Origin of the sequence: Flavobacterium limnophilum (genome assembly GCF_027111315.2) — a bacterium.
Classification (GTDB): Bacteria; Bacteroidota; Bacteroidia; order Flavobacteriales; family Flavobacteriaceae; genus Flavobacterium; species Flavobacterium limnophilum.
Map to the genome: position 1 here is coordinate 1,034,358 of NZ_CP114289.2, position 12,224 is coordinate 1,046,581.

Below are 12,224 nucleotides of genomic sequence, written 5' to 3' on the forward strand. Positions count from 1 at the left end.
AATCAGTTTTTAGTATTCAGTTGTTTGAGCAGAAATCAATAAAAATAAACACGTAAAAGTTCCATAGGAACGATTCATATTGTAGCAACGGATTTTAATCCGTTGAGAATTATAAAATAGATAACAATAAATTATGACCTCAAAAGTAACTTATTTAGGAGATTTAAGAACATCGTCCATACACATACAATCCGGTAGCGAAATCATCTCCGATGCACCATTGGACAACAACGGAAAAGGCGAGGCTTTTTCGCCAACAGACACCGTGGCCAATGCATTGGCCAGTTGCATGATGACCGTTATGGGAATCAAGGCAAGAGATTTGAATGTAGATTTCACGGGTTCAACAGCAGCAGTGACCAAAATTATGCAAGCCGAACCCAGACGCATCAGCGCCATCGAAATTGTTTTTGACATAAACCTTGCCACTGACGAGAAAACCAAAACCATTCTCGAAAGGACTGCAATGACTTGTCCAGTTTTCTTGAGTTTGAATACCGAAATCGAGAAGAGGATTAGTTTTAATTGGAAATAAAAGAAAGAAGTGGGAAGTTAGAAGCGGGAAGAAGTTAGAAAAAAATATTTATCCCTACTAAGTAACAACTATTGTATAATGTCGTATTTTAAAATTAGACAAAATGACGCAACAGATTGATTTTAAATACTATTTGAAATTTTGCTCCTTTTGACTTTACGACATTTAAACTTTCGACTTACTTACTTCCCACTTCTAACTTCTAACTTCTAACTTCTAACTTCCCACTTCCCACTTCCCACTTCCCACTTCAATTATGGAACAAGACCCTAAACAACTCATCAAACTGGCGCACACCAAAATGCCTTTTGGTAAATATGAAGGCAAATATCTCATTGATTTGCCCGAGTATTATGTGGTTTGGTACTCCAACAAAGGTTTTCCGAAAGGAGAATTGGGACAGCAACTGCAATTGGTTTACGAATTAAAACTCAACGGCCTCGAAGAGTTGATTCGCAATATTCGAAAAAGATATCCAAAACCAATTTGATATAAAAAGAATTCCCCAATTTTCAAATTTGAAAATTGGGGAATTCTTTTTTAAGAAAGGCATGTTAATTAGTCATTTCGACGAAGGAGAAATCACATCAGTTGCTCTCGATTGTTGCTCTCGTTATGTGATTTCTCCTTCGTCGAAATGACAAAATTGTTAGTTAAATTCCAGCTTATTTCGTCACGATAATCACGATTTTATTGAAATCGGCAGCGGCGTTGATTACGGCTTTGTAATCGTCAAACTTGTTTAAAGGATAGTTGATGATGTTGTAAAATTCGGTGTTTTCCACCAAGATTTCATCGCCTTTTTGGGTGTATTTGCTAATGAAAGCCGCTTCGGTTTTGCCGTTAATTTGTGTTTTAAAATCCATTACAAATTTGTCCAGGTTTTTAACCGTCGCTCCTTTTGGCAACAAAATTTTGATGTTTCGAGTGTAAAAATGAGGATAATCAATCTCTACCGGCAATGTTCTTTTGTTTTCTTGGTAGAACTCCATTTGTTTGCCTATGGTTTCTCCCACAGAGAATAAATAGTTTTCTCCTGCTTTTTTAGTCAGGTCTTTGCCTTCATAGGTAACATTCAAAACGAAAGGTTTTTTGCCAATAAAATCGGTTCCGTCATTTTCCGTGGTCAAGGTTTTGTATTCTGTTTCCACGGTGTAGTTTTCGGCCACATTTTTCAAAAAGGCTTTGTATTGTTCTGCCGAAGCAAAATCCTTGATCGGTTGAAAATTTAAACCCGAATAACCTCCAAAAGTCAGGTTGCTCGTAATCAAGGGATTTTCGACATCGTTGGTGAAATCAACCGTAATGTTCATGATGTCGTGCGAAATGTCATTGCCCGGGATTTCGATAAAATTAATTTCTCCAATGCCCATTTTCACTCCCGCGAATGTTTTTTCCTTGATGAACAAACCGTTGTTGTTGGCTATTGTCATTGGGAATAAAGGAATGCGATACTCGATTTCTGTTGGTGTCAAGTATTTTTTGATGCTTGGGAAATAGAACAATAATTCGTTCAGGTTTTCGAAACTTTCAAAATCTTTGTCAAAAGGGATTTTGTATCGATTTGAAGTGAAAACCATGTTGTTTTCGATATTGAAGTTCTTGAAAACAGCCAAATATATTTTCAAGATATCGGTTTGATTGGCTTGTTTGGTTTCAATGACATTGGCCACGGTTTCCTTGGTGTCGATATACCTGTCGTAGTTTATGGTTTTCTTGATTTTGTTTTCGATGTTCCAAATTTGCTCTTGCAAATCGTTTGATTTTGGAATGGTTTTGCAAAAATCATCCAAAGTCTTTTGCACTTTCTTGTCCAATTCCGGGTTGAGTCTTTCGTACAAATTGGTCGAAAATTCCTTGAAGTTGTTTAGATTTCTACCGCCATTCATCAGGTTTTCATCCAGTTTATAGCGGAATAATTTCAATTGCAAATTCCAGTTCGAATAGTTTTCGTCGTTATCCAAAGCGGGAATATTCTTTTCCGTTACGGCAAGAATTGCCGTGTTTGGAATCTTTTTGTCATCAAGTACAGGCTCGCTTAAACCGTTGTAGGATTTGGTTTTGAAAACAAGATAACTGGGGTAAATCAATTCAAAATTCAAACTGCCAATAGGATATTCATCCTGCATTTTGATGGTTTGACCCGTGAATTCGGGATTTTCTTCCAATACATAAAGTTTTTCGATCACGGCACCTTTTTCGAGTCCGTTTACGGCAAAATAGTTGTATTTCATTCCTTTTTCCTGGTCCACGTCTTCCTTGATGTCTTTTTTGTCCAAATGAATGACAGAGCCGTTTTTCAGGATAACCCTGGCTTTGTTGACCAAAACACTTTCGTCAAGGCTGAAAGGAATATAAATTTTGTTGTTGCGCTCGATGGCATCATCCGAGTTGATGAAGATTTTTTCGTGCAACAAATGATACTGTTTGGCAGTTTTGCCCGAAACCACGATTTCTATTTTCGTGGTTCGCTCCAAGATTACTTCTTTCTCGTTTTTGTATTGGACTGGGATGTCAACTTTTGTTTCTTTCTCGTTCCAGTCGTAATTTTTAAAGGAGTATTCCTGTGCAAAAAACAGGGAAGAACACAAGAGGCTAACTACGGTAAAAATGGTTTTTAGGGAATTTCTTTTCATTATTTTTCCAATAAAATTAGGGTATCAGTATAATTGTTTTTCAGTTCTTTTATGGTCTTGTTCCAAAGTTCAAAGTCTGGTTTGTCCAGCAATAATTTCTTTTGTTTGAGTTGCGAATGTAAGATTATTTTATTGTTTTTTTGCTCGTAGACAAAATCTGCTTTGATATAATCGTTGTCTATGCTGAAGTTTTTCGGCAAGTATTTTACCGTGCAATTCTGCGGAATTTCCAGTTCATACAGGCTGTTGATGTAATTCAAATGTTCAAACTCAAATTTCGAAGAACGATCTTTTTCGATTATGACTTTTTCCAAAGGTTTGTCCAAGAATAAATTGACATACATTTCCTTGTCTACTTTCACGATATAATTGCCCAAATCAAAATTGTAACTTATTTGATACGGTTTGTCCCGGTCCTTGATGTTTTCTTCGGTGTAATCTTTTAAATTAAACTTGTTGTTGCCTTTCAATACAAGACCTTTAATCATTTCGAATCGGGTTTTGTTTGTGGCATCTCCAATTCTGGATAACAGGCGACTTCTGTTGTAACCATAGTATTCCACGTTTCCTGAACCTATCAATTTGTCTTTGTCAATCTTCATTTTTACCTGCTCCTTTACCTCATTTCTTTCGGCAGGAACAACTGGAACCGGGATGATCTTATAGGTTTCTCCATCATTATACATCGCTTCTTTTGCTTGAATGAAAGCGGTTGGAATTCCATAAAGGGTTTCCTTGTCGGTGGCATCCAGAAAGATGTATTCTTCTCCTTTTTTATAAACGGCAATCATGTGGTTGTCAACCGCCGGAGTGGGTAATTCTTCATAAGAATAAGGAATCTCGCGTGTTCCAATCCAACAAATATAAACGTTTTTGACATTGGCGTATTTAGCCATAGCCGTGATAATGCTGGCCATATCCTTGCAATCGCCAAATTTTCTTTCGCAAATTAAACTCGCTTCTCTTGGAATAAAACCTTCATATCCGTTTTCGAAAGCGATGTATTTGATATTGTCTTTTACCCAATAGAAAATACTTTTTACCTTGTCGTCGTCATTGGTTAAATTCTCTGTTATTTTGAGTGTAATGGCTTTTAATGTTGGGTCTTCGGTTTGGTTCAAGTTTTTTGTAAAACCTCTGTAGTAGTTGTACAACTTGTCGATGTCTCCTAAAACATCCACCTTTTTATTGTTGACCGTATAATCCTTGATGTAAATATTGATGTGCGGAATTATATACAAATAACCAGGTGAATTGCCTTCCATTTTCACGGGTTTTGCATCTTTTAAAGTCCATTTGTAAATCCATTTTCCTTTTTTTTCTGTTCTTGAAAATACAATGGCATTGGTTGGATCATTGAAGATTTTATATCCAATGTTGATGTTCTTGTCCGTTTTTATTTCCAATATGGAGTTTTTGATGGGCAATCCGCCGCCAAAAATAAATTTGTGCAGTAAAAAAGGATCCAAAAATTCCACTTGATAGTTATACACTTTTTTGGCTCCGGCTTCCAGATTTGGAAAAAGGAGTTGGCGTTCTTTAACGTCATCATAAAATACCGAACTTTGACCAGACTGTATTTCGTTGGTTTGGGTAACCTTGATCTTTTTTTCTTTGCCATTGGCGGTGACTACTGAATAGGCATCATAGCCCAATAGTTTGACCAATTCCGAATAACTGAAGGATTCTTTATTGCCAACAATCCCATTATCCGTTAGAATGATGGATTCAAATTGATTGTCCTGAACAACTTTTAGCTTGTTGTCTTCAATAGAAATATCATAAGATTGGGAGTCATTTAAGACTAATTCATTAAAATCGGGATATTGTTTTTTGTAGGCATCAAGGGAATTTTGGGCATTGCCGGTAAAAGCAAAAATCCCGTAAAAAGCCAATATATATAAGTGTTTATTTGATAATTTCGACCAATTCATCCGAATCATATTTTTTTGTTGTTGTTAATTTCCCATCATTGTAAATCAGTACGTTGCCGTGCAACTCGTCGTTTTTGTATTCGGCAGTCAACCAAGGTTTTCCGTCTTCCTTGAAGTATTCTTGAAGGCCTTCAAAATTACCGTTTACGAAGCGTTCTTTCTTGTAAACGTTGCCATTTGCATAATATTCCACACGCTCTCCATTTAATAAATTATTGGTGCTCTTGGATTCATATTCAGGTTTGCCCAATTCATTGTTGATGGTTAATTTTCCCTCGAAGTTTCCTTTTACGATATTCATTTGGATGGCTGTTTTTCCGTTAGGATAAGTAGAGGCGATTTCAGCCGTTTGGCCAATTATTTCCACTTTTTCGTTCAGTTCACCAGTTTTGTTTTTCTTGATGTAATATTTTATGATGTTGTCTTGGTAACCAACGATTAAAAGGGGTTCTCCTTTTTGGTTAAAATAGGTGTAATCCCCTTCGATTGACCCGTTTAACTGATTGCATTCCTGCATCTTCGATTTGTTATGATAAAATCGGGTTAATTTTCCGTTTTCATCACCAAAAGTATTTTCGTTGACGTATCTCAAATTGCCCACAATATCATAAATCTTGTCCAGACCATTCATTTTTCCTGCATAAAAAGTACTTTCCCTGAAAATCGTTCCCAATGGGCCATACTCTTTATAGCCATTGTGTCTTTGTCCATTGCTGAATTCTGTTTCCGTTATTGGATTATTGAATTTGTCTTTTTCCAATAATTTTCCGTTCAATTCGCCATTTACCAATTCATTGGCCACGGTTGTTGCCCCATTATTATAGCTCATCGTGAACTTGCCCGTTTTGTTTTTGCAATCGATGCTATTGTATTTTTCCCCTTTTGAATCATACCTTTCAGAGAAAGTCATCACGTCTTCGATGTACTGCTCTTTTTTGGAAATTGTCCCGTTTTGCCAATAATAAATTTTTTCAAAATTCGTGCCACCATTTACAAGAAAGCCTTCTGATTTCAAAGTACCGTTTGTGTAAAATGTTTTGTAAGGTCCATTTTGGCTCCCTTTTTCATAAGAATAATTCCGGTCTAATCTTCCATTTTCATAAACCTCATAAAGGCCATTTAGGGAATCATTCGAATAGTTTCTTATGGCATTTATCGATCCATTTTTGTTGTAATCATGGCTTAATCCATTTTGGTTTCCTTGGGTATAAAATTCTTGCAGTCTTTTGGCTCCCGATATAAAATGATGATTCCATTCTCCGGTTTTCTTTCCTTTTTCGAAATTTCCCGCGGCCAATGGGTTTCCGTCAAAATCTTTCATGACAAAAGGTTTGCTGGACAAACTGATTTCGATTGGTTTCGGATTGTTTTTGGCATATTGAACCGCCGATTTTAGTTCTCCCGATTTGTATTTTTCTTCAAAATACTTGTTGCCATTGCTGTCAAAATAGTTGTAGGTTTCCAGTTCTTCTTTGTCATTGTATAAAGATTCCGAAGATTTTTTTCCGTTTGGAAAGTAAGAAACCGATTTTTTTATTTTTCCGCCTTCATAAGTGCTTTCTTTTTCCAAGGTACCGTTGCTATAGTATGTTTTATAGAAATCTTTGATTTTTCCGTCGGCATAATTGGCTTCCGAGCTCACTAATTTACCGTCATAATATTCCATGTATTTGCCGTCGATCAAGTCGTTAATGCAAGTGTAGGTTTCCGTTATGTCGCCCACTTCATTATATTTGGTATAGAGGCCGTTCAATTTTCCGTTTACATAATTGGATTCTGATTTTAGGCTGCCATTTGGATATAGACAGGTTAATTTTCCTTCCCTTTCCCCTTTTGCAAAGTTGACTTCGCATTGTTTTCCTCCATTTACATAGTAAGAAGTTCCCAGTCCGTTTAATACGCCATCGGTATAATTTTCGACCACGCTTTTCAATCCATTCGAATAATAAGCAGTTCTGGTTCCGTCCACTTTTCCGTTTTTAAAGGATTTCTCTTCAATCAAAGTTCCTTTGTTGTCAAAATATTTTTGATAGCCATCCAGTTCGTTGTTCTTGAAGTTCAGGTCGCCGGCAAGATTTCCATCCCCATCCAGGTATTTGTATCTGCCTTCACTTTTTCCGTCAATTTGCGGGCCAATCAAGTAGGGTACTTGGTTTTTTATGGTCACGATTACTTCTTGTTGGGTACCAAAAATATCCATTTTTCTTTTTCCGAAATAGTTCCAAAAATCACCAAGGACATAATTATCGCTGAAATCAATCATTAATTTCTTTTTGGAAGTTAGTTTCTTGCCAATTTTTTCTTCCATTGATTGCAAAATATAATAGGAGTAGGCTTCAAATCGTTGCTTTTCCATCATGTCTTTAATCCAGGGAATATATAGGGTTTCAAAAAAACCGTCTCCCATTTTATGTTCCAATGCATATTCGGCAACAGCCTGGATTTGGCGGATGATGACGTCATCGATTTCTGATTTGACCTTATAGGCTGATTTCAAGGGCAATTGGTTTCTAAGAATAACTTCTATTTCTTCAAAATTATCTCCAGATTTCGAGAAAATAATTTTGTTTTTCCCTAAATAGTTTTGTCCATATTTTGCATTCAAATTCTGGATGGCTTTTTCGGCATATCGACCATTTGGGGCAATAATCAAATAACTCATCATGGCCAAGGTTGCTTCAGCTATTTTGCCGTTGTCGAGTGCGATTGCTCCCAGCAAATAATGGGAAGAACCGTGATTGGGGTCGTTGGTGATGATTCGTTCCAACAAATCGACCGCTTTTTGGGATTCCTCTTTTCGGATATACAAAATGGCAAAATTGTATAAAAAATTGGAAGAGTTGGGCAGGTATTTTTCGCCTTCGCTGAATATTTTTTCGGATTGGTCGTACTCTTTTTGGTCGCTCAAAAAACTGCCGTAAAGGGTGTACAAGGTCGGGAATTCCGGCATTAAATTTTTAGCATGTAAATCTTCAAAAAAGGCTTTCAATTCGTCTTTTTTTTCCAAAGCGGCAAGTGCCATCGCCTTTTCATACTGGACATCCAGGTATTTAGGATCGACTTTGATGATTTTTTCGTACTCTTTTATGGCATCGGCATATTTTTTTTCTTCATAAAGGGAAACCCCTTTTTTCAGAATCAAGTCGTTGTTGTATACAAAAGAGTAATCGGTTTGGGAATAGGAATTGGAAAAATAGCCAATAAAAAGCACAAAAAGTAGTTTCTTCATTTTTGAATTTAATTTTATCAAATATAGAATTTTTACCGAATGTTTGTAAGGATTTTAATAAAATTTTAAGTATTAATTTCCAAGTCCCGAATGTAGTCTCCGTATTCAAAATAGAACATTTCCAATGCGTGCATTTTTTCGAAAAAGAAGTCGAAAATTTCGTCCCAATACTTTCTGTTACTGACGCTAATTCCCGTTTTTTCTACCCAAACGCGACTAATTTTTTTGCCATTTTCCAGTACGAAGTTTTTTTCAAACACCAAGTCTTTTACAAAATCATCTTCCAATACCGTTTTTAAAGATTCCAGTTTTTCGAAATAGACGATACGTTTTTCGTCACTACGATGTTCGATATCGATCAAGACTTGCGCTTTTTTGTTGTCGACATAAAACTTAAAGGAGAAATCCTTGATTTTTGTATCGTATAAAATCCATTTTCGAGGATGTTTTTCGGCAAATTCTATCCAGAATTCCCTTTTTAATCGTTGTGCCTCTTCTTTGCTGTACATTTATGGTTTGTTGTTTATGGTTTGTTGTTTGTTGAAATTTCAATTTCAATTGTCATTGCCATCGAAATTAGGTATATTTACAAAACCTTTTTGGATTACAAAAATAGACTTTGATTATGGATTTTCAAGACTTTTTAGAATATGTTCCAAAATTAATGGATGTCAGTCTTCCAGCAGAAGAAGCGCATTTCAAAATGGCACCTTTGGAGCGAATCGAGAGCATGAAAAACTTGAAAATCGAGACTAAAAATCCAAAAACTGCGGCCGTGATGATGTTGTTTTATCCTAAAAATGGTGTGACTCATTTAGTGCTGATTGTTCGAAATTCCTACCAAGGCGTTCATTCTGCCCAAATCGCTTTTCCCGGCGGAAAATATGAACCAAGAGACCAGGTATTCGAAAATACGGCTTTGCGGGAAACTCATGAAGAAATAGGTGTTTCTCCGGATAGTATAGAGATAATGAAGGCTTTCACGCGTTTGTATATTCAGCCGAGCAATTTTATGGTGTATCCTTTTTTGGGAATTTGCAAAGAAGAAATTGTCTTTACTCCCGATTCAGATGAAGTTGCCGATATCATTGAATTGCCGCTTTCTGTTTTTTTGGGTAACGAGATTCTTGTAAGCGTGAATATCTCCACTTCCTATGCAGAAAATATCTCGGTGCCTGCTTTCAAAATAAAAGAACACATTGTTTGGGGAGCTACTGCGATGATGTTGAGTGAATTGAAAGAAGTACTGAAAAAAGTTCTTTAAATTATTATTTTCGTAAGTTTGCAATCCAATTTTATAAAACAGATAATTTTATGGGATTATTTAAAAGAAATCCGTTTGGACACATCCTATTTATAAAAAAGAATTTAATTCGGGTTTTTGCGTGTTTAACACACAGACGTTACAGAGGTTTTAATAGTTTGCAGATCGAAGGTTCCGAAATTATCACGACCTTGCCTGACACGAACGTGCTTTTTATATCCAATCATCAAACCTATTTTGCCGATGTGGTGGCGATGTTTCACGTTTTTAACGCCAGTTTGAGCGGGCGTGAGGATTCCATAAAAAATATTGGATACATTTGGCAACCCAAAATGAATATCTATTATGTCGCTGCCAAAGAAACGATGAAAGCCGGTTTGTTGCCCAGAGTTTTGTCTTATGCCGGAGCCATTACCGTCGAAAGAACTTGGCGCTCTTGTGGCAAAGATGTTACCGAAAAAAGAGAGATAAATCCCAATGATACCGAAAATATTAAAATAGCCCTGAAGGACGGTTGGGTTATTACTTTTCCGCAAGGAACAACAAAATCATTCAAACCGGTTCGAAAAGGAACGGCGCACATCATCAAACAGTACAAGCCTATTGTTGTTCCGATTGTGATTGACGGCTTTCGACGCTCGTTTGACAAAAAGGGATTGCGCATGAAAAAGAAGGATATCCTGCAATCTTTCATTATCAAGCCTCCATTGGAAATCGATTATGAAAACGATACTATCGAAGAGATTGTCGAAAAAGTGGAATATGCCATCGAGCAACATCCGTCATTCCTGAAAGTAATTCCAGCCGAAGAACTCAAAGCACAAGAAGAACTCAACCGACTGAGAGAATTCTAAAAAATAAAATAGTTCGCCGCGGCGAACTATTTTATTATAAATCTATTTTCTTTAATTCAATATAATTTTCTTTGAGTTTACTAAGAAATCTACCGTATAGTAATTTGTAAAATAGCCAAATTCCACCCATAATTAATAATGCGACAACAATTATAGTAATGCAATTTGCTTCTAAACCAGTATTGCCGTTATTCTCTAATTGCCTGCTACTTGAATTATAGCCTTCATTAAAACTTTCTATTCCACTTAATGCTACTGTAATACCACCTATGAAAATATTCCAATAAATGTAGTAAGTCACAATTTTTCTAGTTTTTAGGATATGTTTTATGAGTGTTTTTGAAGAATTTAATACTGAAATTGATTTGAAATTTCTATAGAACAAATAGATAAATACTATGATTACAGCATAATTAAACTTTTCTAAAAAGTTTAAAAATGGATGCAAACGCATAAAAGCATCATATTTAGGATCATTGAGTAATAATGAAACCCCATTTAATACCACAAATTCCAAAATGCTCACAATCAATATCCATTTCACGATCGAAGACGATTTGGTATGCAACATCTTGTAAATATCCACTTCCGAAACCTGTTCGAAAGTGTCATTTTTTTGCCAATCTTTTTTTAATAAATCCAGCTCTTTCATATATCTTACGGATTTAGTATTTTTTTTAATTTCCCCTTAATTCGATTCATTTTTACCCTTGCATTCACTTCGCTAATTCCTAAAGTTTCCGATATTTCCGCATAATCTTTGTCTTCAAGATACATAAAAATCAAGGCTTTTTCAATATCGTTCAACTGATAAACTGCTTTGTACATTAACTTCAATCGTTCTTCTTCTTCATAATTATAATCCTCCTGGCTGATAAAAAACTGATGATTTTCATAATCCACCGTCTTGACTGTTTTCGTGCTTTTTCGGTATAAAGTAATCGCCGTGTTCAAGGCCACGCGATACGCCCAAGTCGAAAATTTGCTGTCGCCACGAAACTTCGGAAAAGCTTTCCAAAGCTGGATCGTGATTTCCTGGAACAAATCTTTGTGCGCGTCTTCGCCATTCGTGTATAACCTACAAATCTTGTGGATTATATTCTGATTGGTCTTCAATTGCTGTACAAAAGATTGTTCTAAATCGTCGCTCATAATACTATAAGTGGGCAAAAAGTGTATTTTGTTACAAATAAAGTGTTTTTAATTGTAGGCATAAATTTTTGGATTTTCCAAAAAGCAGTCGTTATGAAAAAGGATTTTCATATGCTATTGGGACTAGACGACAATTTTTAGTGTTCTGAAAATAGTTACAAAATTTAGGATTGTTTTTAGAAAATTTCTTCTTGAGAGGCGGAGTTTACAATTTTGTTTTGTTTACTCAATTCGGTTTTAATAAAAGTGTTATTATCTCTATTTTCTTTAAAAGTTTTAACTAACTCTTTTTGTTTTTCAGTAGTTAAATTGGTTCCTGATCTTCTTCCAGTTTTTGGATGAATAAATAAAAGATAGACATTGTTTTCAAAATAAAAAATCCAAAGATATAGTCTATAACCGCTACTTTTTCCTGAATTTGAAGTTTCAATTCTTTTTCTTAAAAAAGGATTTTTATTTGGATCCCCACCAAGTCTTTTTGTACCTGTATTTTTTATTTCATCAATATTTTTATTGAAGATGTTATCAATCAAACTTAATTCGCAATCGTTATGAGAATTCGATTTTGATATTAAGGTTACTTCATCAATAAATTCTTGAGTAAAAAATATTTGCATCAA

Annotated in this window: 11 protein-coding genes; 4 read left to right on the forward strand and 7 right to left on the reverse strand. The window is 35.5% G+C overall.

All coding sequences use genetic code 11. The annotated features are described in order from the left end of the window. Window positions 1-133 precede the first annotated feature (133 nt). Together OZP13_RS04220 and OZP13_RS04225 are read left to right on the forward strand one after the other, a co-directional pair. Window positions 134-535, forward strand: a complete 402-nt coding sequence (locus OZP13_RS04220; protein ID WP_281298771.1) for an OsmC family protein — start codon at window positions 134-136, stop codon at window positions 533-535. Between the two features lie 256 nt (window positions 536-791). Further along, window positions 792-1,025, forward strand: a complete 234-nt coding sequence (locus tag OZP13_RS04225) for a DUF3820 family protein (protein WP_269242548.1) — start codon at window positions 792-794, stop codon at window positions 1,023-1,025. Window positions 1,026-1,200: 175 nt separating this feature from the next. Here OZP13_RS04225 and OZP13_RS04230 read toward each other — a convergent pair whose 3' ends face one another. From OZP13_RS04230 to OZP13_RS04245, 4 genes are all read right to left on the reverse strand, one after another. Continuing rightward, window positions 1,201-3,171, reverse strand: coding sequence for a DUF3857 domain-containing protein (locus OZP13_RS04230; protein WP_281298772.1), 1,971 nt, complete (start codon window positions 3,169-3,171; stop codon window positions 1,201-1,203). Beyond that, entirely contained in the window at window positions 3,171-5,105 is a 1,935-nt protein-coding gene (locus OZP13_RS04235; RefSeq protein ID WP_281298773.1) for a DUF3857 domain-containing protein, read from the reverse strand. Before OZP13_RS04235 ends, OZP13_RS04230 begins: the two co-directional genes overlap by 1 nt. After that, window positions 5,080-8,334: a tetratricopeptide repeat protein gene (locus OZP13_RS04240; protein ID WP_281298774.1), complete on the reverse strand. Its 3,255-nt coding sequence runs from the start codon at window positions 8,332-8,334 to the stop codon at window positions 5,080-5,082. The genes OZP13_RS04235 and OZP13_RS04240 overlap by 26 nt, the downstream gene beginning before the upstream one ends. Before the next feature lie 65 nt (window positions 8,335-8,399). Further along, the gene (locus tag OZP13_RS04245) at window positions 8,400-8,843 is read right to left on the reverse strand and encodes a DUF4268 domain-containing protein (protein ID WP_269242561.1); all 444 of its coding nucleotides are present in this window, start codon (window positions 8,841-8,843) and stop codon (window positions 8,400-8,402) included. A 116-nt stretch (window positions 8,844-8,959) separates the two neighbouring features. On the opposite strand from OZP13_RS04245, the gene OZP13_RS04250 reads away from it, so the two are divergent. Both OZP13_RS04250 and OZP13_RS04255 read left to right on the forward strand, forming a co-directional pair. After that, the gene (locus OZP13_RS04250) at window positions 8,960-9,598 is read left to right on the forward strand and encodes an NUDIX hydrolase (RefSeq protein WP_269242562.1); all 639 of its coding nucleotides are present in this window, start codon (window positions 8,960-8,962) and stop codon (window positions 9,596-9,598) included. Window positions 9,599-9,648: 50 nt separating this feature from the next. Next, on the forward strand, window positions 9,649-10,452 hold the full coding sequence (locus OZP13_RS04255; protein WP_269242563.1) for a lysophospholipid acyltransferase family protein: 804 nt from the start codon (window positions 9,649-9,651) through the stop codon (window positions 10,450-10,452). A gap of 34 nt (window positions 10,453-10,486) precedes the next feature. On the opposite strand, the gene OZP13_RS04260 is transcribed toward OZP13_RS04255, so the two are convergent. The 3 genes from OZP13_RS04260 to OZP13_RS04270 all read right to left on the reverse strand — a co-directional run bounded on the left by OZP13_RS04260 (window position 10,487) and on the right by OZP13_RS04270 (window position 12,224). Continuing rightward, window positions 10,487-11,104 carry a DUF8845 family protein gene (locus OZP13_RS04260; RefSeq protein ID WP_281298775.1) on the reverse strand — a complete coding sequence of 206 codons (618 nt, stop codon included), beginning with the start codon at window positions 11,102-11,104 and terminating at the stop codon, window positions 10,487-10,489. A 5-nt stretch (window positions 11,105-11,109) separates the two neighbouring features. Next, the gene (locus tag OZP13_RS04265) at window positions 11,110-11,604 is read right to left on the reverse strand and encodes an RNA polymerase sigma factor (protein ID WP_281298776.1); all 495 of its coding nucleotides are present in this window, start codon (window positions 11,602-11,604) and stop codon (window positions 11,110-11,112) included. Between the two features lie 176 nt (window positions 11,605-11,780). Continuing rightward, window positions 11,781-12,224 (reverse strand): hypothetical protein, encoded by a 444-nt coding sequence (locus OZP13_RS04270; protein WP_269242566.1) that lies wholly within the window; start codon window positions 12,222-12,224, stop codon window positions 11,781-11,783.

Excerpts from the sequence above, each read along its gene's own strand:
- OZP13_RS04255 (WP_269242563.1), top strand. The coding sequence starts at position 9,649 with ATGGGATTATTTAAAAGAAATCCGTTTGGACACATCCTATTTATAAAA.
- OZP13_RS04245 (WP_269242561.1), bottom strand. The coding sequence starts at position 8,843 with ATGTACAGCAAAGAAGAGGCACAACGATTAAAAAGGGAATTCTGGATA.
- OZP13_RS04220 (WP_281298771.1), top strand. The coding sequence starts at position 134 with ATGACCTCAAAAGTAACTTATTTAGGAGATTTAAGAACATCGTCCATA.
- OZP13_RS04250 (WP_269242562.1), top strand. The coding sequence starts at position 8,960 with ATGGATTTTCAAGACTTTTTAGAATATGTTCCAAAATTAATGGATGTC.
- OZP13_RS04225 (WP_269242548.1), top strand. The coding sequence starts at position 792 with ATGGAACAAGACCCTAAACAACTCATCAAACTGGCGCACACCAAAATG.
- OZP13_RS04265 (WP_281298776.1), bottom strand. The coding sequence starts at position 11,604 with ATGAGCGACGATTTAGAACAATCTTTTGTACAGCAATTGAAGACCAAT.
- OZP13_RS04235 (WP_281298773.1), bottom strand. The coding sequence starts at position 5,105 with ATGAATTGGTCGAAATTATCAAATAAACACTTATATATATTGGCTTTT.
- OZP13_RS04230 (WP_281298772.1), bottom strand. The coding sequence starts at position 3,171 with ATGAAAAGAAATTCCCTAAAAACCATTTTTACCGTAGTTAGCCTCTTG.
- OZP13_RS04260 (WP_281298775.1), bottom strand. The coding sequence starts at position 11,104 with ATGAAAGAGCTGGATTTATTAAAAAAAGATTGGCAAAAAAATGACACT.
- OZP13_RS04240 (WP_281298774.1), bottom strand. The coding sequence starts at position 8,334 with ATGAAGAAACTACTTTTTGTGCTTTTTATTGGCTATTTTTCCAATTCC.